At 44.2% G+C, this 25386-nt stretch carries 11 protein-coding genes; 10 read left to right on the top strand and 1 reads right to left on the bottom strand.

The window, feature by feature from the left end; translation table 11 throughout:
• The first annotated feature begins 419 nt into the window (after nt 1-419).
• A complete protein-coding gene (locus CGC64_RS17425; RefSeq protein WP_005679473.1) occupies nt 420-4523 on the top strand; it encodes a hybrid sensor histidine kinase/response regulator transcription factor in 4104 nt (1367 codons plus the stop codon).
• A 223-nt stretch (nt 4524-4746) separates the two neighbouring features.
• On the opposite strand, the gene CGC64_RS17420 is transcribed toward CGC64_RS17425, so the two are convergent.
• A complete protein-coding gene (locus tag CGC64_RS17420; protein WP_032855544.1) occupies nt 4747-5187 on the bottom strand; it encodes a DUF6078 family protein in 441 nt (146 codons plus the stop codon).
• A gap of 282 nt (nt 5188-5469) precedes the next feature.
• On the opposite strand from CGC64_RS17420, the gene CGC64_RS17415 reads away from it, so the two are divergent.
• The 9 genes from CGC64_RS17415 to CGC64_RS17375 all read left to right on the top strand — a co-directional run bounded on the left by CGC64_RS17415 (nt 5470) and on the right by CGC64_RS17375 (nt 25375).
• Nucleotides 5470-7782: an outer membrane beta-barrel protein gene (locus CGC64_RS17415; protein ID WP_005679471.1), complete on the top strand. Its 2313-nt coding sequence runs from the start codon at nt 5470-5472 to the stop codon at nt 7780-7782.
• 212 nt (nt 7783-7994) lie between these two features.
• The gene (locus tag CGC64_RS17410; RefSeq protein WP_004323207.1) at nt 7995-9677 is read left to right on the top strand and encodes a hypothetical protein; all 1683 of its coding nucleotides are present in this window, start codon (nt 7995-7997) and stop codon (nt 9675-9677) included.
• 22 nt (nt 9678-9699) lie between these two features.
• On the top strand, nt 9700-12951 hold the full coding sequence (locus CGC64_RS17405) for a SusC/RagA family TonB-linked outer membrane protein (protein ID WP_005679469.1): 3252 nt from the start codon (nt 9700-9702) through the stop codon (nt 12949-12951).
• 11 nt (nt 12952-12962) lie between these two features.
• Nucleotides 12963-14930, top strand: a complete 1968-nt coding sequence (locus tag CGC64_RS17400; protein WP_004323205.1) for a RagB/SusD family nutrient uptake outer membrane protein — start codon at nt 12963-12965, stop codon at nt 14928-14930.
• 30 nt (nt 14931-14960) lie between these two features.
• On the top strand, nt 14961-17951 hold the full coding sequence (locus CGC64_RS17395; RefSeq protein WP_105094994.1) for a SusC/RagA family TonB-linked outer membrane protein: 2991 nt from the start codon (nt 14961-14963) through the stop codon (nt 17949-17951).
• Nucleotides 17952-17965: 14 nt separating this feature from the next.
• Nucleotides 17966-19648, top strand: a complete 1683-nt coding sequence (locus tag CGC64_RS17390) for a RagB/SusD family nutrient uptake outer membrane protein (protein WP_005679465.1) — start codon at nt 17966-17968, stop codon at nt 19646-19648.
• The gene (locus CGC64_RS17385; protein WP_004323202.1) at nt 19626-21953 is read left to right on the top strand and encodes a glycosyl hydrolase family 28 protein; all 2328 of its coding nucleotides are present in this window, start codon (nt 19626-19628) and stop codon (nt 21951-21953) included. Before CGC64_RS17390 ends, CGC64_RS17385 begins: the two co-directional genes overlap by 23 nt.
• 13 nt (nt 21954-21966) lie before the next feature.
• Complete coding sequence (locus tag CGC64_RS17380; protein WP_004323201.1) at nt 21967-23847, top strand: beta-N-acetylhexosaminidase; 1881 nt, start codon at nt 21967-21969, stop codon at nt 23845-23847.
• A 7-nt stretch (nt 23848-23854) separates the two neighbouring features.
• Nucleotides 23855-25375 (top strand): glycosyl hydrolase family 28 protein, encoded by a 1521-nt coding sequence (locus tag CGC64_RS17375; RefSeq protein ID WP_005679463.1) that lies wholly within the window; start codon nt 23855-23857, stop codon nt 25373-25375.
• Nucleotides 25376-25386 lie beyond the last annotated feature (11 nt).

The raw sequence follows: 25386 nt of genomic DNA, 5'->3' as shown, positions 1-25386 counted from the left end.
ATGTTTTCGTTTGACAGCTCAAAAATAGTGGCTGAAATTGAATAAAATGCTGATTCTCAAAACGGTGACATCACGTGTCGTTAGATGTCAGCAGATGTCAATCGAGACATACACGGGGTAAAGTCTTAATACGATAGGTTGACAGATATTTCGATATATTTGAGATACTGAAAGGGATATTTACTCTTCTTTGAATTTTAAAATACGTTTTTTACTGGCTATTTTTATGTTTAGTATGATAAATTATTGTTGGATTAGAAAAGAATAGATAAAATGTTTATAGAATTACTAAGCTTAAGCATTGGTCGAATTTTTGTTTATCAATGTTTTTTAGTTATTTTCAGTTTATATATTGTAATTCTTTTGATAAAATATTAGTTTTGCATAACTTAAGATTTAATTGACTGAAATAGTCTGCTATGAAAAAGAAATATTTTTATTTGTCCCTGCTCTTGCTATTCCTCTGCATACTATCAGTGGACAGCCATGCTACAAATATGAGGAAGTACACTTCCAACTTAAAATTCATTCCCATTTCATCAAGCATATTGCCTACCAATGAGGTGCGGATACTGTATCAGGACTCCGACGGATATATTTGGCTTCCTACTTACAACGGACTTGTACGTTATGACGGCTACAGTGTGGTGAATTATGGTTTGAATGACGGAACGAATTTACCTTTCAACTGTTATCTGAATGTTGTGACTGAGGATCAGGATGGAGATTTATGGATTGCTGCGGAAAAAGGAGTGTTCAAGTTGCATAAGCTTACCGGAGTAATAGAGCGCATCGGAAGTGAAAAACTGGAATCTTTGAATGCAGCGGATATCTTTTGTGCAAGGAACGGGGATATTTGGGTAGGAGGCGACCGGGGGCTTTTCAGGAAGAGAAAAGCGGAGGATGTATTTGAGCGGATTGATTTGTCGAGCCGACGGTTGGGAGGAGTCTCGTCAATTATGGAAGATACGCAGGGGGACATTTGGATAGCAGCTTGTGAAAGCGGTCTTTACCGTTACGATGCGGGGCGGAATAAATTTTACACCTATCTTGATCCGGTCTTGTATTTTTCCAATGTAGTATATCAGGACGACAAGCAACAGATTTGGGTCGGAACCTGGGACAGGGGGCTTGTGAAGTTGAAAACGCCCTACACGACAGGACGTATGCAGTACGACCGTTTTCATCGGGTAGAAGGTGAGGAGAATTCATTGTTTGATAATATCGTATATGCTATCGAGCAGGACGAGTCGCATCGTATATGGGTGGGCACCCGTAGCGGTTTGAGTATCATGCACGATGAGAATGATTTCTATTCTTTCGAAAATTACCTGCCGGGTAGTGAAATTGGAGAACTGCCTTACAATGAAGTAAGCTCGATACAGCGTACGCATGACAATCAGATGTGGATAAGCATGTTCGGCGGCGGTGTTTGTAAGATTCAGACGGAAAACAAGAAATTCGGCATTGACCGGTTGGAGACGGTGAGAGGACTGTACAATACGAGTTCCATACGGAGTATCTTTTATGCCGGAAACGACGAATATTGGATGGGAATTATCGGTTTCGGAATGATTCTTTATAATGACCGGACACATACTTGTGTCAATTATCAGGAGCATCCCGATTTCAAGGAATTGCCGTATACGTCTGCTGTGGACGCGATTATCAGGAGAAAGAAAACGGGGGAGATTTGCTTCGGCACTTATAGCCGTGGAATCTGGCTCTATGATGAGAAAAATCATAAAGTAAGGTCATTGAACAGCCTGACCGAGAAGAAATTCGAAAGCGATTGCATTCATACGCTGATGGAAGATTCGGGAGGGAATTTATGGATAGGTACTCGGCAGGGAGTTTATATTCTGGATGCGGACGATCAGTTTCATAAACTGTCGGAATGGATGCCCGGTGCGGAACTGGAATTCCTTCATTCACGTATCTTCGATATTAAGGAAGATGCGGAACGGAATATATGGATTGCTACCAACTATGAAGGAATTGTCCGCATCAACTTGCAGGACAAGACTTACAAGCGCTACGCCGTAGGGCAGAAGCGTGATGTGCAGAATATCTTTTGCCTGTTGGTCGATTCCCGTCAGCAGATTTGGGCAGGCTCTATGTGGAATGGTCTTTCTTACTACGACCGCCGGCAGGATATGTTTGTAACTATCACTTCTTTCTCCACCATAGAGAATAAGGGAATCACCAACATTGTGGAAGACAGTCGGGGGAAGATATGGATAACGACCAATAATACGGTGCTTTCCTTTACCATGAATGAAGCCCACGTACTGGAAAACATAAACTATTATGCGGTAGCCAATGATATGGAAACTTTTTCGTTCAATCGCGCGTCCTGTTGTCGGCTGGCCGAAGGGAGGCTCATGTTCGGAAGTTCGCACGGGATACGAAGTTTCATGGTAGATAGGACAGGCTATAAGCCTTCCTCTTTTCCCCTCGTGTTTACAGACTTCAAAGTACACAATCGCTCTTTGAGAAGCATGACGCCGGAAGAGAGGCGACGATTCTCAGAGAAAGACGTGAACTATACAGACGGAATCACACTTGAGTATCAGGATAATAACTTTACTATCGAGTTTTCTCTCTTGAATTACGTGAATCCGCAGGAGAACATGTATACCTATCGTCTGGAAGGCTATGACGATAAAGAAATCGTGGTGGATGCCCAACGCCATTTTGCCACTTATAATAACCTGCCGACGGGCACTTACCTGTTCCGCTTGAAGGGAACGAACGAGGATGGTGTGTGGGGAAATACGGAGAGAACCCTGAAGGTCCGTATTCTTCCCGCTCCCTGGCTGACGTGGTGGGCTTATTGCCTATATGCCGTTGCTATTGTGGTGATTCTCTATTTTGTCTTTCGTTTCCTGCGATATAAGATGCGCATGCAGCATGAGATTCAGATTGGCAAGATGGAGAAACAGAAGATTCAGGAGATTAACCATTTGAAATTACAGTTCTTTACAAACATCACCCATGAGTTGATGACTCCGCTGAGCATCATTCTTGCCTCGCTCGAAAACCTGAAGAGCGGGGGAGACAAACGCACACTGTACACGGTGATGACTGCCAATGCTACCCGCCTGATGCGTCTGATACAGCAAGTATTGGAATTTAGAAAGGTGGAAAGCGGCAATCTGAAGATTTGTGTATCTTATGGAGACATCTCTTCTTTTTTGCGCAGTTGTGCGGAAGCCTTTATACCTTTGCTTGGCAAGAGACGCCAGCTTCTTTCTTTTGAAAGTACTCCCGATATCATCTTTGGTTTTTTCGATGCCGACAAGCTCGACAAGATAGTGTACAATCTTTTGTCGAATGCGGCGAAGTATACACCGGAGGGCGGGCAGATATGCGTCCGGGCGGCATTGGCGGACGAATATACCTTGCAGATTGACGTGACCAACACCGGGGAACTGATGACACAGAAAACAATAGACGGATTGTTCAAGCGTTTCTATGAAGGTGATTACAGAAGACATAATACAATAGGTACGGGGATAGGTCTGGCATTGGTAAAAGACCTGGTAGCTCTCCATCATGGGACAATCGAAGCATTTAGCAATGAGCAGACGGGCAATTGTTTCCGTATCATGCTGCCTGTCGATAAAGAAACCTACCGACAGGAAGAGCTCGATGAGACAGTGGCGGCGCAGAGACAGACAGCTTTTCCTGTTCCGATTTATATCAATGAAACGGAAGAAGGCGATGAGCCGGACGAGAAAACGGAACTTCATCCGGAGGACTATACGCTGTTGATTGTCGATGACAATGAAGAATTGTGCATGCTTTTCTCTAATCTGCTTTCCAACTATTTCCGTGTGAAAACCGCCATAAATGGCAGACAGGCGCTTGAAGTGCTGCAAGAAGGGGGCATAGACTTGGTTGTCTCCGATATTATGATGCCCGAGATGGACGGCATAGAATTGTGCAGGTATATAAAGAATAAATTCGAATATTGCCACATTCCTGTCATCCTGTTGACAGCCAAACGGGCTGAAGAAAGTCAGATAGAGGGATATAACTCCGGGGCTGACGGGTATATCAGTAAACCATGCAACTTTTCATTGCTTTATGCGCAGATTATGAATTGCCTGAAACGGCAGGAACGGAAAGGGGCTGATTTTCGTAAGCAGGTTGTATTTGAAGTAGACAAACTGGAGTATACTTCACTTGACGAGACATTCCTTCAGCGTGCGATAGACTGCGTGAATGCTCATCTGAATGATGTGGAGTTCGGCCAGGCGGAGTTTGTCAGTGAGATGGGGGCTTCGCGTACAGTGCTGACAGAGAAACTGAAATCGTTGACAGGATTGACACCTTCAGCGTTTATCTTGAATGTCCGGCTGACTGCTGCCTGCAAACTGATGGACGGACGAAGTAAAATAAGGATTACCGACCTTGCCGTTGCAGTGGGCTTCAACGACCCGAAATATTTCAGTACTTGTTTCAAGAAAAAGTACGGCATGACTCCCAAAGAATACATGGAGCAAGGCAAAGCGTGATAAAGATATATAGCTGTTTGTTAGAGTATTACAGTTTCCTTGTTGTTTCCCTTATTGGATACGCTCGTTTCCCTATGGGGCACGATAGTTTCCCTATATGGATACGCCCGTATCTCTACGAGGAAACGGGCGTTTCCTTTAGGGAAACCACCATGGTTCTAAAGGGATATAACAGTGTTCTCTGTAGAAACGTAAATTTCTTCCGAAGACATGGTAGGAACGACTAAGCGTTCCAGTTATATTCTTCTATATAACCGTCGAAGTAGTCATTCAGTACTACCCCCAGTTCTTTAGCAACGTTTATGACATATATCTGTTCGGCAGGAGTGATTTTCAGTGCTCCCCGGCGTTTCAAGTAGTAATTCTTGCGTCCGAAGTAGCTAATCATCCGGTAGCGGAATGTACTTGCCATTCGCACGGTGAGTGCATTTGCCGTGCGTGTAAAGCCAAGTGCAAAGCGGGTTTTCTCGTTCGAACAATAGTAATCACATTTACCTTTTCCGGCTATTATCCGGTTAGGGTTCATCGTCGGCAGGAAAATTCTGTTGACAGGAGCATACTGCATGGCAATCCGGCGCAGGCAGGTTGAGGCTTTCGGGCAGTTTTCGGCGGCGCACAGGCCGAAGGAGTAGGGGACTTCGGAGAAGTCGAAATGAGGAGTCATTATTTTATGGATGTTGATGGTTATTTATTATCGGCAAAGGTACTAAACTATGCCGGAAACGAGCAAGAATGAGTCTGATTTTTCATAAAATTTGCTTGAATAGGATGAAAGCACTAAGAATAGAAAATATGTTCCCAAAAGTGCATATTCCCATACTTTAGAGAGTTTTTCCGGTAAATTTTCGACCTTTTTTCGGTTAGTAATTCGCTTCTTTGTATGCGATTATTAGTTGCTAATTGCCAAAGGTTATAAGAGTTTATTATTCAAACGATTAATAATATTATGAAGAAACTTTATTTTATCATGTTGTTACTCTTCTTCTTCTTTTCTTTTTCAATAACAGCCCAAACGATGCAAGTGCAAGGGCACTTGTTAGGTGATGAAAAACAAGACTTGGAGTCGGCTACCGTACGTTGTTATACCTCGGATACAATATTTGTTGCAGGCGTCACAACCAATATGAAAGGGCTTTTTACGTTGCGGCTCCCCCTGAAAGAGCAAAGATACCAACTGCGGTTCAACTATCTCGGCTACAAGGAGACGATATTGACCTTATATCCGACAAAAGAATCTTTCGTACGTTTGGGAGATATCCGGTTGGATAAACAGGTGGAGCAGCTTCAGGAAGTGACGGTACTGGGGTCCAATGAAATAAAGATGGAAGACAAGACGATGTATTATCTTACCCGCGCCCAGTTGCGCCATGCCTATAATGGTTACAATACGGTAGAAATGTTAATGATTCCCGGAGTTACTGCGAATAGCTCCTCTATCTCATATTTTGGCAAGAATGTGTTATTGTGCATTGACGGCCGTGAAGCTACGTCGGGCGAAGTGCAGAATTTGAATCCTAATGATATCAAGCGGATTGATTTTTATTCGCAAAGCCGTCCCGATTATCCGGAAGCGGATGTGATATTTGATTATATATTGAAAGAGAGGGATTATGCAGGTTCGGTGGCATTGAACGCCAATCACCAATTAAACCGCCTCACAGGCAACGGGCGAGGAACGATTCAGTTCTTTGAAGGCAAATCAGAGTGGACAGTTTCGGTGGCGGACAACTATAATCACTTCAAATCCCATCCGGAAAGTGTATTGGAGACCACCTATCTATTCCCGAACGAAGCTATTGTCAGAACAGACAAGCAACTGCCTTCGTCGAACAACAACAACGACCTACAGGCGTACATGAACTACATCTTCAAAGATAAAAAACAAATATTTTACAGTTCGCTCCGAATGAATAGAAAGAGTAGCGACATCGATAATTGGGTCAGCCAGCAATATAGTAATAATCCCCTACTCCTGACTAAACAGGAAAGGAGAAATTCTACAAGCTTAAATCCGGCGCTCCAACTTAATTATATACGTGACTTGCCTCGCAGACAGAAAATAAAGTTATGTCTTTATGGAAGTCACGGAGATAACCGGTATGACCGTTGGTATGAGCAACGAGAGGGAGAAACAGCTGTTTCCGCCTATCGCAACGGAACGGATGAAAAAAGTTGGTATGGAAATGTAGACGTAAACTATTCAAAAACATTCAAGAACAATTCCGCATTAACGCTGGCAGTTTATCAGAATTATACTCATACGGATGATTTGAACACGATGCAGGGGGAAGTGTCCGACCACTTTTTAAAGCAAAGTAACACAAGACTATCTGTCTTGTATAATTATAAAATAAAAAAGCGGTTCAATCTTCAACTTAAAGTGGCAGAAGAAGTGTCTTATACCAAAACGAATGGAAATAGTGTGACTACTACTGCGTTCGTTCCCTTCCTGAAGTTATCTTACGATTACAAGAAGCACTCTCTGCAGCTGACCGGAACGGTAAGGAGTGGAGAACCCAGCCTTTCTGACCGTACCGGATATGAATATCGAATGAATGAATATGAACTATTCGTAGGAAATCCGGAACTGAAAAATTACTTGAGATATAATGGCACATTGAGGTATAATTGGAACGTCAGCAAACGTTGGACTTTTATTATCTATTCGTCATTTGAAGCTCTTTCTAACCAAGACTATTCTCTCCATCGCTATGACTCCGACAGAAATACATTCGTTTTCCAATCTTTTAATGGAGGAAGTTGCCTGTGGTCGCACAGTGAGGTCGTTTTAGACTATGCCATTATTCCGCAAAAATTATTCTTCAGAGCCTTGGGTATTTACGATCATACAAACATAGATGTAGGAGAAAAAAAGTCTTATAATAGCTTTTTCTGGCCTTGTAGCATTTATTGGAGAAATAAGGGATGGTATGTTTATTTAGGCTATATGTCCCCTTCAAAAAGTATGAGTTTCAACGGCGACATCTATCATAACCCTCACAGGTTGGATTTTAACGTGCAATATAGCATTAATAACTTACATATTTCTCTCAATGTCAGTAATCCATACAAAGCAAAACATAAGCATTACATTACGCAAGCGGAATATATACAGAGAAGTATTTCCCGTACGCCTCGTATAGATGACTATATCATTGGTCTGTCATTGAATTATCGATTCACTTTCGGAAAGAAGAAGCATCAGTTTGATAACTCTTCCATAAAAGATGTGAATCAGTCGACGATATCGAAAGAGTAAAAGAGGCTACAAAAACAAAATTTCGGCAAAAAGTGCGTATTTCTATACTTTAGAGAGTTTTTCCGGTAAATTTTCGACCTTTTTTCGTTAGATGAAACCTACTTTTGCTGCGTCGATAGCCCGATAATCCGGCTATGAAAACATAACATTATTATTAATTAATTTCTAAGATTATGAAAACAGAATCTTTATTTCTAAAAAGATGTTTTTGGATGTTATTCTCTATTTTGGGAATAATGTTGGGCGTTTCCTGCTCGGACAGTGATGATGAGATGGGTGATGAAGGTGATGGCGGAACAACCGCAACGACTCCTTTCAAATCAGTGCAGGTGGAAGCTGACGGAGAAAAAGTACAGGGTGCTGTAGACGGTACTACGATTACGTTTGCTTTTGACCAGGCCGAGAATTTTTCTGGTTGTAAACTGACAGTTGAAGTAAATACCGGTTATCAGCTCACCTATCCTACAGATGTGAATAGTTATGATATGACGGATGATCCTGACTTATATTTTAAGGGACCGGACGGGAAAACGGTGAAATATAAGGTAATAGTAACTTCCAATGCGTTACCGATTGTTGACTCTTCCAAAATTACGGTAGATGGCGGATATAAACTGACAGTAAACAATGCGACAAAAGAGCTTGTGATCACTTATGACCGGAATATGGATAGAAGCAACGTCAAACTGAACTTTGCAGAGGGCGCATTAATGGCGGGCGCTACGGTTGAGACTGTCGTATTCGACCTTTCTGATGAACCGGCTACAGTAAATATTAAAGTGGCAGGCAGCAACCGTCCCTATACATTGAGGATTGATTATTCGGCTATTATGACTCCGGCAAAAGATTTGGGATTTGTCGACATCACAGATGCAACCGTGAAGGAGAAATATCCTTATATCACAATCATGAGAGCGACGCTGCTGAATAATGTGATTAAACAGAAACCTACCAAGAAACCGAATCCCGACTGGTGGAACCCTAATGAGGATTATCCGGGAATGACGCAGACGGAAGCGATGGCGGTATTGGGAGATCTGAAAGATCCTGCAACTTATCCGGGACTTGAAAACTATGAGAATGTGAATCTTACAGTACTTACGATGGATGCTGCTAAAGTAAAAGGTAGAATGGAAATAGACGATCAGAATAGTCTCACATTGTCTGAGGTGAAAGGATTGGTGACTGTGACCGGTCGTGCTATCGGCTCTAAAGGTAGTCAGGGCGGAAGAGGTATTCTGTATGGCAATAATAAGGTATATTCTTGGCAATTGCCTTGGATAGAGAAACAGCCGGAGAATATTCAGTTTGGTTGGCATTTCGGATTTACGGCAGAAGGTAAGCTCTTGTGTGATATAGCCACTATGAATACGGGTGGAAGCAAAACAAAATTGCATAAGGTTAAATTCTATGAGGCTAATACCAGCGAAGATTTGGGAGAAGTTTATGCAGAACCTTATAACTTTCCAAATGTGTTGACTTACGATTGTCATAACTATTTGAGCGGTGACTGGAATGTAGTATCTGCAGCTTACGGTTATCCTTGCTTTGCCAAAGACGGACAGGCGCTCACTTACAAGCAGGTATTGGGCAACAATGGATTCAGTGATAGTATGGGTGATAATGTGTATGGTCAGTTTATCATGATAGGAAAAACTTTCGATGGTAAGGTAGCTATTGCAATTGTGAGTAAAGAAAATGAGGGTGATTCGGAACTGACGCCTTTGCAGGCTGCATACGTACTTAATAAGATGGGCTGGAAAGACATTATGTGTGTAGGCGTAACCGACTGGCAGAGTGGTTCATGGAAACCAGGGCTTATGGTGGACGGTAAGCTGGTTGCAGGACAGGATACAGACGGCTCTGTATTTGTTATGGCATTTGACGCAAAATAATTAATACTAAATAGAGAACATTATGAAAAAACACAAGTATCTGTTTGTTGCATGCCTGTCATTGTTTCCTGTAATGGCAGTGGCTGGAAACGATACTCTGCATGAGATCATGGAAGTCCCATCAGCAACAAATATCAACAAGAACAGGCTCTACAAAGGGAAAGTGGTGGACGACAGGACGTCCGAGCCTTTGGTAGGAGCTACTGTTAAAGTGAAAGGTTCTACTATCGGGACGATTACGGACATAGATGGTAATTTTGCATTGGATATTCCGGATAATATCTCTCCCATAGTGTTCGAAGTTTCATATATGGGGTACGCTTCGAAAGAAGCGGCCCCTGCTAAAACAACCGGATTCACTATCCGATTGGCGGAAGATTCTCAAACCTTGGAGGAAGTACAGATCATTGCTTACGGTAAACAAAGTAAGATGTCCGTTACTGCGGCTATTTCTTCCATTGACACGAAAGAGCTGTTGAAATCTCCCAGTGGCAGTGTAGCAAATGCGCTTTCGGGAGCTGTCACCGGACTTTCATCCATACAGCCGTCCGGTCAGCCGGGAGCGGAGAATCCTTCCATATATATACGTGGCACGGGGTCCTTGTCGGACGAACTTTCCAAACCGTTGATTTTGGTGGACGGGGTGGAGCGTTCTTTCTTTCAGATGGACTCGCACGAAATAGAAAGTATTACGGTTTTGAAGGACGCGGCTTCCACGGCTGTATTCGGTGTGCGTGGAGCGAATGGTGTTGTGTTGGTCACTACGCGTCGCGGTGTATCCGGAAAACCGGTGATTTCATTGAATTCTTCATTCGGATTGACCCAGGCTCTGCGTAACCTGAAAGGGGTGGACAGTTATACGTATGCTACCTTATATAATGAAGCGCAACTAAGTGACAATCCCTCGTTGACGGAATCTCAATTGGGCTTCTCGCCATTTGTGATAGATATGTTCAGAACGAATGAAGATCCTATTATGTTTCCCAATGTTGACTGGAACGATTATCTTTTCAAGAACCTTGCTTGGCAGACACAGCATAACCTGACGTTGTCGGGTGGCGGTGAGCGTTTCCGTTATTTTGTCTCTTTGGGATATCTGTTGCAAGACGGTATGTTGAAGCAGTTGGGAGAGTCTTATGACCCTAACTATCAATACAAGCGTTTCAATTATCGTTCGAATGTGGATATTGATATTACAAAATCTACTTTGTTGAAAGTGAATATCGGCGGACATGTCGGTGCAAAAAGAGAACCTCGGACGGATGAATTGTGGAGAAAAGTACTGTGGTCAACTCCTTTCTCCAGCCCCGGGATAGTGGATGGAAAACTAATTTCCAATATCTATTCCAATAGATATATTTCTATCGGTGAACGTTCGTGTCCGTTGGACTATTATTACAATTATGGATATAATGTGGATACGGACAATGTATTGAATCTAGACTTGGCTCTTGAGCAGAAACTGGATTTTATAACTCCGGGATTGAGCATGAATATAAAAGGTGCTTATAACACAAACTATAATGTGAAAGCTTCTCGGACGCCTTCGGGAGCGGACAGCATGTGTACACCGATTTATCTGGGTTCGATAGAAACACCGGGAATGGACTTTTGGGATCCGCGTTTCGACCGTACCATTGTATATCAGACGGATGGAGTCAGCGGACTGCACGAACAGATGAGTTACGGTGAAGAGGTTGGCAGGGGACGTAACTGGTACGGAGAGTTCAGCCTGAACTACAGCCGTTCATTCGGTGACCATGATGTATCGGCATTGTTCTTGTACAACCAGTCTAAAAAATATTATCCGGAAACGAAAATAGACGGAAAAGTGTTTTATATGGATATACCGACAGCCTATGTAGGGTATGTGGGACGTATGACGTATGCATACAAGAAGCGATATATGGTGGACTTGAATGCAGGATATAACGGTTCGGAAAATTTTGCACCGGATAAGCGCTTCGGTTTTTTCCCAGCGGTTTCTGCCGGTTGGATTCTCTCGGAGGAGAAATTCATGAAGAAACAGAAAGTTATTGATTTCCTGAAACTGCGTGCTTCTTATGGTATCGTAGGTAATGATAAAATGGAAAATGCCCGTTTCCTTTATATGGCAGGTGCATGGAGCGGTTATAATACAGTAGCAAAAGGACAGGGCAGTTGGCAGTTCGGAAAAGACGGCGGTACGGGATTGCTTCCGGACGCGAAAGAAAATACGATGGGTAATCCGGATGTGACTTGGGAAAAGGTGGCAAAACAGAATTATGGTATTGACCTCAAAATGTTTGATTCCCGTTTGAGTCTGACTGCCGATGTTTTCTTTGAAAAAAGAAAGGATATATTGTCTACCCGCAACACGTTGCCGGCCATTACCGATATCAATCTGCCTAAAATCAACTTGGGTAAGGTAAACAACCACGGCTATGAATTGTCGCTCGGGTGGAACGACCGGGCGGGCAAGGTGGACTATTGGCTGAAAGCGAATGTCTCTTATGCGAAAAACAAGATTATTTATATGGACGAGGTAGTGCCCAACGAGCCTTATATGGCTGAAACGGGACGGAGCACCGGTTTGACTTACGGATATATCTTCGACCGTTTTTTACAAAAAGATGACTTCGATGCGGATGGCAACCTGAAAAAGGATGAGAACGGCCGGCAGATTCTGCCGCAAATGGCATTGGGCACTCCCCGCCCGGGAGATGCTTTGTTCAAAGACTTGAATGGAGACGGTGTGATAAACGGTGATGATAAAACCCGCTTCGGATATGCCGAACGTCCGGATTATGTATTCGGTTTTCTAGGCGGTCTTAAATGGAAGAACTTTGAATTCTCGATGCAGTGGACAGCAGCAATGAATGCATCCAGAATACTGGACGGTGAATACCGGAATGCGTTCGGCAGTACGAACAGCCGTATGTTGCTCAAATTTCTTGCAGACGGGCGATGGACGGAAGAGAATCCGAATTCACGCTTTCCACGGTTGACGTTCATGAATAAGTCGCATTATCTGCAAACTTCTGACTTGTGGCTGATGAACGGTTCTTATCTTCGTCTAAAAACCGCGGAGATTTCCTATACACTTCCCCAGAAGGATTTCCTGAAGAAAGTGGGGATTGAATCAGTCCGGTTCTATTGTAACGGTTACAACTTGTTGACTTTGTTCTCCGATTTGAATGATATAGATATTGACCCGGAAGGAGTCACTGACGGAGGAAATAATAACTATCCGAATATACGGATTTACAATTTTGGAGTCAATATTTCATTTTAAAACGATAGAGTATGAAAAAGGTTATTATATATTTTTCGGTGATGGCTGCCAGTTGTATGTTGGGCTCTTGCAGTGATTTGGCTTTCGGTGATGCTTTTCTGGAGAAAGCGCCGGGAGTGGATGTGACGATTGACACTATATTTTCTTCAAAACTTTATGCAGACCGGGCGTTGAACTCAGCCTATGCAACACTCCGCACGGGGTTGACCGTACATGCAAATGACGGAAATTTTGAACATCAGCAGGCAGGAAACAAGCTGGGTTGGGACAATTTGGACGCATTGACGGATATCATGAATTCACATTGTAATTGGGGAGGTGTTTATCCGACTTATTATAACGGGTCGTATAGTTCGGAGACAGAGAATACGGCCTCAAGTACGAAAATGGGATTCTATCCCAACCAGGATGTGACATGGAGGGGGATTCGTAAAGCATATCTGTATATTGAGAATGTAGACCGGGTTCCTGATATGACCGAAGCAGAAAAGAATGTACGTAAAGGGGAGGCGCAGATGATTATTGCTTGTCAGTATCATGAATTGCTACGTCATTTTGGAGGAGTTCCTCTGCTTTATTCTTCTATAGACGCATCTAATAGCTTGGAAGTGGACTTTTCAAGAAAGACATTCGAGAAAACAGTCGAATTTATTATAAACTTATGTGACGATGCAGCTAATAAATTGCCATGGCGGGTAGCTGCCGTAGATGACGGGCGTTTTACCAAAGCTGCTGCATTGGGATTGAAGGTCAGGGTGCTTTTGCTGGCAGCCAGTCCGCTTTTTAATGCGAATCAACCTTATTTGGAGGCTTGTAGCCCCGTAGCAGGCAATGTCGGCAAGATACCGGCGGAGGATATCGACAAGATGGTGTGGTATGGCAATTATGAGCGGAAACGGTGGGAGAGAGTGGTAACGGCTTGTGAAGAGTTCTTTGCAGAGAATGCCAGGAACGGGAATGTATACCAGTTGGTACAACCGGAGACGCGGGATGCGGAGGGATATCGGAAGGCTTTCTCCGGATGTTATGCCGATCGTTATAACAGTGAGATTCTGATAGCTACTTTCCGTAATCTTAGAACTTTCGGGGATTCTTATCACCGGATGTATTTCGGTCCTTCCAGTGATACGAACGGAAATGCGGGACGAGGATATGGCGGAGGTGCGGTTACGCTGGATTATGTAGATATGTTTACTTCTGCCACTGGAGAAAAAACTTCTTATGAAGAGTGGATAGAAAAAAACGGTTCAATAGGTACGATAGATAATAATCCGTTTACAGACCGTGATCCCCGTCTGTATGAAACGGTCATGATTGTGGGGGATCATTTTCAAAGTCGTCCGGCGGAAATGTGGATTGGCGGTCTGGAAAGAGGTTCGGAAACAGACGGGGGACGTGCGCCTTCGGGATTTTGTATACGTAAGTTCTTGTGGGATTACAATCAATCCACTTTCCATGACCGCCCTGCCAATTATGCTTATTTGAGAATGGCGGAGATTCATCTGGCCTATGCGGAAGCGCTGAACGAGACGGGACAGAAAGACAAAGCGTATAAAGAGCTTGACAAAGTCCGCAACCGTGTAGGGCTTCCCGACATGAGTGACGCGCTGCTGCATCGTTTGCAGAGTGGAAAGTCGTTGCCCGTCTATAACGAATGTGCTTTGGAAGGTGATGCGGAGTTGCGTGAGGAAATCCTGGATGAGCGTGCCCGTGAACTGGCTTTTGAGGAGGTGAGATGGTTTGATATTGCCCGTTGGAAACGTGCCGATGTGTTTAAAAAGACCTTGCATGGAGTGAATGTGACGATTAAGAGCGGTTCGGTTGCCGAAGGTAACCTGCAACTGAACTTTGAGCAACCGAAAGTGGAATCTGTATCAAGATTCTGGCAAAAGAATTTTAGTCCGAAATGGTATATGAGCGCATTCCCTTCTGATGAGATTAATAAGGGATATGGTCTTTTGCAGAATCCGGGATGGTAAAAAACGAGTGGTTAAATCAAAATGAAAACAATGATGAAAAGATTTATAATAGGGGCAATGCTGATTCTCGGACTATGTTCGTGGGTGAAGGCACAGAAAATAGATGTTCGCATTCGTGTGGTGGATGAGTGGAACCGTCCGTTGCAGGGAGTGATGATGCGCATCGGAGGGAATGATGACGAGTCGTTCCTTTCGGACAAAGACGGTATGATTGAATGCCGGGCTGACAAAGGTGCGGAACTGAATTTTGAAAAGTATAACCAGTTGCAACGTAAACTGAAAGTGACAGGGGAGGTGATGACGGTGAAGCTGGACAAGGACAACCGTCTCTTCGAACTGGGATATGACCAGCGTGTGACGAAAGAGAATACGACAGCGGCAATTGACGGGGTGTCGGCCGATGAAATGAAACTTTCCGGAGAAATCAATCCGCTGAATACATTGTACGGGCTGATTCCGGGGTTGGGAGTATATCACAATGGTTCGCTTCCGTATAATTCTACCCCTGATATTTACGTACGTGGAATGGCTTCCAATCAAGGAAACAAGGTATTAGTGCTGGTGGATGGCGTGGAAAGAGAGATTGGCAGCCTGAATGTGGATGAGATAGAAAGCGTAACCGTATTGAAGGATGCTGCTTCACTGGCTTTGTATGGCAACCGTGGTACGGACGGGGTGATCTGCGTCACTACCAAGAGGGGAGGAAATAACAAGATGCGCACGCATGTCGGTTATAATTTTACGGTACAGACTCCTTTCCGTATTCCTGGAATGGCGGATGCCGTATCTTATGCGAACGCCGTGAATGAAGCGTTGGGATATGACGGGCTTGCTCCCCGTTATACGCAGGCTGACATACAGGCACTACAGAACGGGACTTCTCCTCTGGCTATAGTGGACTGGAAGAATCAGATTTTACGTAAGACGGCTTTTAATCATGACTTGAATCTCTCGTTTGATGGTGCTAACGAGCGGATGCGCTATTATGTATTTGCCAATTATACGAGCAACCGCGGATTCTTTAATAACACAGATTTGAATGACGGATATTCTACACAGGTGGAGATGTATGCCTTGAAGCTGCGTACGAATCTTGAAGCGAACATTTCTCCGACTACGATGGCGCGCATGAATCTTATGGGACGCTTGATGCAGTATCAGCAACCGACGGGCGGTACTTCCCTTGCGAATGTCTATAATACTCCAGTGATAGCCGCGCCTATATATGACCGTAACGGAGTATGGGCAAAGAACCAGATGTTCACGAATCCGCTTGCAGTACAGGCAGCTAACGGATACGGGCAGGTTTTGCAGCGTACATTGTTTGCGGATTTGACGATAGAGCAGGATTTGTCGATGATTACTCCGGGACTTTCCGCACAAGTGAGGGTGACCTATGATAACTCGGCGGATATAGCGGACTTCAGAACCAAGAGTTATGCCTATTCTATTGCCACTCCTGTGCGTGATGCTGCCGGGAATATTTCGGATTTGTCGTATTCCCGATATGGTAATGATACGGAAATGAGTTTTGCCAGTGGTTTGCAGGCACAGGTGATGCGTACTTATATCTGGGGAAAAGTGAATTATGAGAGAGATTTCGGAAAACACCATTTGGATGTAGCGGGTATTTATTCGCAAGGACGGCGGAAGTATCTCGGTGCCAACGGTACGAATGCATTCCGTGATTATATGGCTCATCTCTCTTATAATTATGACAACCGTTATCTGGCAGATGTGGTATGCTCTTATTCGGGAAGTTTGAAAATGCCGGTGGGTGACAAGTATCGTGTTTATCCGGCTGTATCCGTAGCATGGATTGCTTCCAATGAAGAGTTTATGCATCGTTTCTCCGTGTTGGATTATTTGAAACTGCGTGCTTCATTCGGTGTCACCGGCAATGATTCCCGTCTGTTCTATGATATGGACAAACAGTTCAATGGTCCCGGACAGGAATATATTTTCGTAGGTACTACTTCTACAGGAGGATTGGCACAGGGTGGTTTTCCTTCGAAGGGGATCGAGCCGGAAAAGGAATATAAAGCAAACTTCGGAGTGGAAGTCGGGATTTGGAAGGGACTTTCCATGCAGGTAGACGCTTTCTATAACCGGAGGAAAAATATCAGACAGTATGCCGGTGGAGTATATTCTTCTGTGGTAGGTAGGGATGTAGGTTCGTTGTTTACCGGTGAAGTGAAGAATTATGGTGGAGAGATAACGCTCGGATGGCAACAGCAGCTTGATAAGTTCAGTTATTTCATAAAGGGGAATTTTTCTTATGCCAAGAATGAAATAGTCAATATCAATGAGGAATATCATCCTTATAAATATATGTATGCGACAGGCAATTCAATCGGGCAACTTTACGGGCTGATGGCAGAGGGACTGTATCAGAAGGAAGATTTCGACGCACAGGGAAATCTGCTTCCCGGACTGCCGGTTTCTACGTATGAGTCCGAACTTCGACCGGGAGATGTGAAATACAAGGATTTGAATGGCGACGGAAAGATTGACGATTACGATCATTGCCATCAGCAGTATTCCACTCTGCCCGAAATCTATTACGGGTTTTCATTGGGGGCGGATTATAGAAATTGGGGGATAAAAGCCCATTTTCAGGGAGTGGCGCACCGTTCCGTATCGACTATGCTAGCCAGTATTTATCATCCGTTGTACGGCAATGATAAGAACGTGTCTGAACATTATCTGGAGAACCGCTGGACGGATGCCACCCCGGATGCCCGATATCCGCGTCTGACTACTCTTTCCAACAATCACAACTTTCAGACGAGCAGCTTGTGGATGGAAAAGGGGGATTATCTGAAATTACGTGTGCTGGAACTTTCTTACAAACTTCCTGCCCGGTTTGCAGAAAAGATGAGGATGAGTGATTGCAGGTTGTTCCTGAAAGGCATGAACCTGTTTTCGATAGACCATGTCGGTATTATGGATCCGGAACAGATGGATATGGAGTATCCTTCATCGCGTTCTTATTTGATTGGAATCAATGTCTTATTTTAAACAAGAAGCAAGGTATGAAAAAATATAATCTATTGGCTTTGGCAGCTTGCTTGTGGATGACAACTGCTTGTAGTGATTTTCTGGAGCTTAATGAATCCGGATATAATTCGGTGGAATATCAGTTCTCTACTTTCGACAGGACGAAGGCGGTTGCTACCAATGTCTACGGATATCTGAAAGACGGGTACAGCGAAGTGTGTTCGACCATGATAGATGCGGCGACGGACGACGCGGTGAATGCCTGGAGTACAAACGGAATCAAAGGATTCTATGACGGTAGCTGGAATACAAGTGCACCGATAGGCGATGTATGGGAATATTATTACCGGGCGATTGCCGCAGCCAATTATTTCATCGAACATTGTCCGGCAGATTTTCCCGCTGCAAAGTATCAGGAGAAATATGAGGAAAAATTAAAGGAACTGAAGCTTTATCCTTATGAAATACAGGCATTGAGGGCCTATTTCCATTTTGAGTTATTGAAACGTTATAAGAATATTATTATTGCCGACCGGCAGTTTACTCTGGAGGAAGTCAATGAATTGCAGCCTGCTACATTTGCTGAAGCTGTCAACTGGATTGTCGGGGAGTGTGACGAGGCTGCGAAGTTTCTGCCGGTCACGTTTAAGGGAATGACTTCTACGGACGAGGTAGGCAGAGCCACCAAGGGAATGGCGTTGGCGTTGAAGGCAAGAGTGCTGCTGTATGCTGCCAGTCCGTTGAACTCGACGGACAACCAGGCGAAGTGGTTGAAGGCCGCCAAGGCTGCCAAAGCGGTTATAGACTTGAATGTCTATCAGGAAAAACCGGGTGAAGAGGTGATTAACAATCCCAATTCTCTTGATTTTATTTTTGGCAGATGGAATGGGGTGAGCAATAGTTTTGAGAGTGCCAATTTTCCGATAGGATATGAAGGCGGTAACTCGGGAGTGTGCCCTTCACACAATTTGGTTGAGGCTTTTGATATGCGGGATGGCACTCCGTTCGACTGGAATAACCCGGAACATCGCAACAAAGCTTTGGAACCTTCGGAGAGAGACCCGAGATTGGCACAGACTGTATTGATGAACGGACAGACATTCAAAGACAAGGTAGTGGAAAGTTTTATCGGAGGGATGAACGGACTTCCTAAAGAGGGAGCTTCTCCTACTTCCTATTATTTACGTAAACACTTGAAAGAAGCTACCGACCTGACTACGGGAAGTGCTACCTCATATCAACATATATGGCCTTTGTTCAGGTATGCGGAAGTCTTGCTGAACTATGCGGAGGCTTTGCTGGAAGCAACAAAAGAACCGGATTTCAAGGGGACTTTGGATAACGTTCAGTATACGGTATCACCTCGTGAGGCTGTAAATATGATTCGTACAAGGGTAGATATGAGCGCTGTTGAAACGACTGGATATGATGCTTTTAAAAAGCGTTTGCGTAATGAACGCCGTGTGGAGCTGGCTTTCGAGGGACATCGCTTTTGGGATATAAGACGTTGGATGACAGGAACTTCAACGACCCGGATAGAAGGGCTCTCTATTACAGCCGTAAAGGACGAGAGCGGGGAAGGGTATATTTACTCTTATGAGAAGAAAACGGTGCAGGAAAGGATATGGGAAGAGCGGATGAATTATTATCCGATTCAGGATGTTGAATTATTCAAAAATCATAATCTTGTTCAGAATGAAGGTTGGGAAAGTAATTAAAATAAAAGCTGTTGAAGTGAATCGGCTGCTTTTCCTCATCGGAGTTTTGTGGTTGCCTGTTCTTTTACTTTCGTGCTCTGACGAGAACGATGAACAAAGGATAGACGAAGAACAGAAAGAGGGGATCCGGGTGGATTTCGGCAACGAGGTGGGGTATACGCCCGAGGACTTGAAGAACTGGCCGCATGCGCTGTTTGTATTTGAAAACAAAGAGTGTGTGGAGGTGCAGGAGTCATCGGATAACGCTTCTTTGTTTGTTTCTTCTGTGGGCGACCGAATGGTGGCACTGGCGTATGAAAGTAAGGAGAACCTTTCTTGGGGTTCCATGGCTTCGGGTGTACCTTTGTCTTCTTATCATCTGTCTGTGAAGGATGTCAATGAAGATATTCCACAGGTATGGATGGGACAGATGACGGTTGTAGCCGAAGAAGGGAATACATTGTCGTTGAAACCGGTCACTTCTGTTATGAAAGTGGATTTTGTACATGCTCCCGAAGCGTTCGAATCGCTTTCTTTTGTGTTGCCGGGGATGGCAAATCGGGTAAGAGTTTATTCCGGTGAGTTGGAATCGGTCGGAAACTTGTCTGCTGACAAGGAGATACGGGTGACAAAGCAGGAGTCGGGAAAAGAGACTGTTGTTTTTCCGATGTCGGATTCCGGCCGTTGGAATTTGGCCTGCAAGCTGGCATTGAAGAATGGTGAAACGGTGGAAAAGACGTTGCTTATCCCTGCCGGGATCAAGACCGGGCAAGCTTTGGAAATGAGTGTGGATTTTGCCAACTATGAAGTGGACGGAACATGCAGACTGATATATCGTTATACAGTCTACGGGATGTCAAAATGGACAAGTCATACAGTGGATATTCCACTGAAAGAAGAGGCGCCGGTAAAGGAAGAAAATCGTTATTATAAGGTGTCTGTCCTGCAGAAAGACGGTACTTGGAAAGAAGTTGATGTGCATTATGCGCTTTGTTCGGATGCTCCGGGACATCATGGCTCTATTTGGAATGACTGGAACAATTCGAAGAGGCTAAGGGATACGATGAGTTTTGTGAACTTTACGCATGACTTTGACGCACCTGTCAAAATCAGAGTGCAAAAGAAGAAAAGCTTCGGCAGTGTGAAAATTCGTCCGAGTATGTATGGAATCACTCCTGTCAATGTGGGGGACAACACGATTGAGTTTACTTTGCCGCAGTGGGAAAAGCGGAAAGTGTCTGTGGAGTTTGACGGTGACCGGTTCTACAATCTGATGATATTGCCGAATCGTCCTGATCCTGACCGTCCCGACCCGGATAATTTGCCCGCAGGTATGAAGTATTATGGTCCGGGTGAACATAATCCGGAGCGGATTACATTGAAAGAAGGAGAAACGCTGTATATAGATGAAGGAGCGGTTGTATATGGTAAGGTTGCAGTCTCCGGCAGCCATGTGACCATTACGGGACGCGGAATCTTGTCCGGTGCCAAACTGGCTCATACAGGAGAGACCTATGCACACGGTGCCTTGTTGATAGAGACGAATGCCAACAGGCTGTCCAACAGAGGCTATTTTACGATTTCCGGCATTACTGTTGTTGATTCCCCCAATTGGACATTGTCTGTTTATAACACCGACCATGTGATGATTGACAACATTAATATCCTGTGTTGGATATTGAATGGAGACGGTATTGACTTGTGTAGTGTGACGGATGCTACGATTCAGGATTGTTTCATACGTACATACGACGACTGCATTACTTTGAAGGTGAATTCCCTTTCGGTGACGGCAACCAGGGATATTCGTATAAAGAATAATTTGATTTGGGCGGATTATGCACGGGGAATTGTTATTGGTCCCGAGAGCGGGACAAATACTCGTGCAGGAATAAGTGATTGCACGATAGAGGATTGTGTGATTATGGAATATCCTACCAATTTGCTTGAAACCAGCAGTAGCAAGTTGAATTGTGACGGTGCGGGGCTTTCGATTTCCCAGTATCCTTCGGGTGGCGCCACTTCCGGAACGATCGAGAATATTACATTTCAGAATATAGTGATTGATAATATCTCGCAAAAGGGACGTCCTATGGTTATTTGGCAGAAAGCAAATCAGGACCATGCATTGATAAAGAATGTGACGTACCGGAATATTCAGATTCTTGATGAGGCTGACAGGTGTCAGGCTTCGGGGATTTATACCAATGGCAATACCATTAGCGGACTTGTATTTGATAAGGTGACTTATAATGGCACTCCTATTCATCAGTCCGGGAAATGGACGGTGGATAAACCGGAGAATGTAGATATTATTCATCAATAAAAACATGAAAGGTATGAAAATCAGATTGTTGTCAGGATTTGGCAAGTGGATAATGGCAGGAGGTTACTGCTACTGTTTGGTAGCAGGACTCGTTGCTTGTACTCCGGACAGGGGGCAAGTCAATGTGATTCCCCTTCCGAATGACATGGAGATAAAAGAGGGCTTTTTCGAGATAGATAGTACCAGGTTTGTAAATGAAGGTGCAGATAAGTTTATTACTTGCCATATTGATTCGGCTTCTTATAATGAGTTGGGAGATGAAGGATATGAATTGTCTGTATCTTCCGGGGCTGTTCATTTGAATGCGGCTACCGGGAAAGGGGCTTTTTATGGTAAGCAGACGTTAAGGCAACTGGTATCTTCTCGTGGAATACCTTGCGTGGAAATTAAAGATACTCCCCGTTTCGGCTATCGCGGGTTGCACGTGGATGTGTCAAGGCATTTCTTCCCTAAAGAGGAAATTACGAAATTGATGGATGAAATGGCCTTTTACAAACTGAATAAATTTCATTTTCACCTGACCGATAACGGCGGGTGGCGGATACAAATAGACAAATACCCCCGATTAACCTCTATGGGCGCTTTCCGTACTCAATGTGAGTGGGTGGAATGGTGGGATAAAAAAGACCGCACCTATTTACCTGAAGGAACCCCCAACGCTTATGGAGGTTATTATACAAAAGAAGATATACGGGAGATAGTGGCTTATGCGGAAAAACGATGTATTGAGGTAATTCCGGAAATTGAGTTTCCTGCTCATTCGGATGAAGTGTTTGTCGGTTATCCGGAACTTTGCTGCATGGGCAAACCTTATGCCGGTGGAGAGTTTTGTGCCGGTAATGAGCAGACCTATACTTTTATGGAAGATGTCCTGACGGAAGTTATCGACCTTTTTCCTTCGGCTTATGTTCATATTGGCGGTGATGAAGCCCGCAAAGTAGAATGGAAAAATTGTCCGAAATGCCGGGCTCTGATGACGAAGGAAGGGATAAAAGATTGGGATGAATTGCAGTGTTACATGATTGGGAGAATGGAAACCTTTCTTACGTCGAAAGGAAAAATGATGATAGGTTGGGATGAAATATCAAAGAATCAGTTGCAGCCTGCTTCTACGGTTGTCTCTTATCGGGGGCAGGAGTTTGCGTCTTATGCGGCGAACAAGGGATATAAGGTTGTTTTTACACCGGGTGCCGCACTTTATTTCGATTGGTATCAGGCTACTCCGGATACGCAACCACGGGCAATGACCGGATATTCTCCCATAAAGAAAATGTATAGCATTTGTCCTGTTGCCACTACTCCGGAAAGCGCTGTCCGCAATGAGCAGATGATTCAGGGAAAGTTTCTTGAACCGAATAGCGTAGCCTGGATTCGTCCGGAGAATGCCGGACGGGTGATTGGGGTGCAAGGTTGTGCATGGGCGGAGTTTATTAATGACGAGAAACATCTGGAGTATATGATTTTTCCTCGTTTGCTTGCTATTGCCGAGATGGCATGGACACAGGAAGAGAAACGTGAATGGCAGCATTTCAAGCCGCGTATGAATGCACATATTCCGCAATTGCTTGCAAGGGGAATTAATTCTTTTACGTTGACTGATGAAATAGAACTGACTACCCGCAAGGTGGAACACGGGGGAATGGAAGTGATGTTGGATACGGAGAAATATCCGGTTGAGATACGCTATACGTTAGATGGAAAGATTCCTGGAGCTACTTCCTTGAGGTATGACAAGCCTTTTATTATCAATGATTCGGTCGTGGTGAAAGCTGCGATATTCCGGGAAGGGAAAATACTTGGACCGATATTGGAACGTAATGTGGGAACAGAGAAGGAAATCAGGAATTATTTTGAGTATGTAGAACCGGAACACTGGAAGAACGTGAAACAATAGAGGACCGATGAAAAATATATTGATTTTATTATTTGCACTGTTTGCAGTGGCTTTAAAAGCTGACGACAGGACGGTGCCGGGAAGAACTTTGTCCGTTACTCCCCAAAATGCATTGATTCATTTACCCGAATTCCGTAAACGCTCGTATAAGGTTTTCATTCAAGATGAGAAAGGAATATGGCAACCGATAGAGGTTCGTAATGCGTTGGTTTCTTCTTTCTCGAAACATCCGCAGATATGGAATGATTGGGAAAATCAGAAACTGTTGCGTGATACGATGAGCTATGCGCTTTTTGTCCGGGATTTTGCAAAGAATGTGAAGGTGCGTGTCGAACCCTGTTTCCGGTTTCGGAACGTCGAGATACGTCCGGTATCTTATGGAATAGATTATAAAAGGGTAAAGGGCGGAATTGAGTTTGAACTGACGGATGCTTCGCAGAAAGTCTCCGTAGAATTTGACGGTGACCGTGCGGAAAATCTTTTTTTGTTTCCCGATTTGCCGGATGTGGATAAGCCTGCTCAGGATGTTCCGGACGTGCTTTATTACGGGGCCGGGCAGCATGATGTTGGACGTATCGTGATGAAAAGTAACCAGACGCTTTATTTGGACGAGGGTGCTTTTGTGTATGGATATGTTGTCGGAAAGGGGATAGAAAATGTCCGGATTGCAGGGAGAGGAATCTTGTGTGGTGCGAAGGAAACTCATTGCGATGAGAGGCGTACGCAATTAATAAATTTCGAGTATTGTCGGAACGTGGAGATATCGGGAGTTACTTTAATTGATTCTCCGGCATGGACGATCCGGTTGAAGAACTCGCAGGACTTGTTGGTTGATAATGTAAAACAGATTAGCTGGATATTGAACTCGGACGGACTGGATGTTTGTAATAGCCGCGAGGTTAGGGTACGTAATTGCTTTTTCCGGAATTATGATGATTGTATCACTATCAAGAATCAGGAACTGGCGAAAATGGGGTGTGAGGATGTTTTGGTAGAGAACTGTGTCGGTTGGACGGATTGCGCCAATGTGTTTCTGGTCGGCCCGGAGTGCGGAACGTCTCGTGAACCTCGCACGAATTATATCCGGAATGTGACTTTTAGAAATTGTATCGTATTGGAGACACCTGCATTGTATGATAGCAAGGAGGGGGATGATGGCTGGAGAGGAGGATGTGCGGCTATTAATGCACGTGTTGGCATATACGAGGGGCTTGGCGGTGGTGGACGGATGTCTGACATTCTATTCGAGAATATACAGATTGAGAACTTGTATGGCGGACGACCAATTGCTGTGGAGATAGTAAGTGACGGTACAGATACAGGAAGTTTGTCCGGAGTTGTCTTTCGGAATATAACTTTCACAGGCGACAAATACCTGCCTGCCCAGGTACGGGGAGTAAGTCGTGAGTTTCCTTTACAGAATGTGACATTTGATAATGTTGTGTTTAACGGAAGACAGATAAAGAAGGCTGATTGTAGAAAATATCTGTTTGTCAATCCATATATAGAGAATTTACAATTTAAATAAATACGAATTAC

Source organism: Bacteroides caccae, from assembly GCF_002222615.2.
GTDB classification, from domain to species: Bacteria; Bacteroidota; Bacteroidia; order Bacteroidales; family Bacteroidaceae; genus Bacteroides; species Bacteroides caccae.
Note: the sequence above shows the minus strand (reverse complement) of the source record. Positions and strands in the feature narration are given on the sequence as shown.

Coding starts and splice junctions, on each gene's coding strand:
- CGC64_RS17425 (WP_005679473.1), top strand. CDS start 420: ATGAAAAAGAAATATTTTTATTTGTCCCTGCTCTTGCTATTCCTCTGC.
- CGC64_RS17420 (WP_032855544.1), bottom strand. CDS start 5,187: ATGACTCCTCATTTCGACTTCTCCGAAGTCCCCTACTCCTTCGGCCTG.
- CGC64_RS17415 (WP_005679471.1), top strand. CDS start 5,470: ATGAAGAAACTTTATTTTATCATGTTGTTACTCTTCTTCTTCTTTTCT.
- CGC64_RS17410 (WP_004323207.1), top strand. CDS start 7,995: ATGTTATTCTCTATTTTGGGAATAATGTTGGGCGTTTCCTGCTCGGAC.
- CGC64_RS17405 (WP_005679469.1), top strand. CDS start 9,700: ATGAAAAAACACAAGTATCTGTTTGTTGCATGCCTGTCATTGTTTCCT.
- CGC64_RS17400 (WP_004323205.1), top strand. CDS start 12,963: ATGAAAAAGGTTATTATATATTTTTCGGTGATGGCTGCCAGTTGTATG.
- CGC64_RS17395 (WP_105094994.1), top strand. CDS start 14,961: ATGATGAAAAGATTTATAATAGGGGCAATGCTGATTCTCGGACTATGT.
- CGC64_RS17390 (WP_005679465.1), top strand. CDS start 17,966: ATGAAAAAATATAATCTATTGGCTTTGGCAGCTTGCTTGTGGATGACA.
- CGC64_RS17385 (WP_004323202.1), top strand. CDS start 19,626: ATGAAGGTTGGGAAAGTAATTAAAATAAAAGCTGTTGAAGTGAATCGG.
- CGC64_RS17380 (WP_004323201.1), top strand. CDS start 21,967: ATGAAAATCAGATTGTTGTCAGGATTTGGCAAGTGGATAATGGCAGGA.
- CGC64_RS17375 (WP_005679463.1), top strand. CDS start 23,855: ATGAAAAATATATTGATTTTATTATTTGCACTGTTTGCAGTGGCTTTA.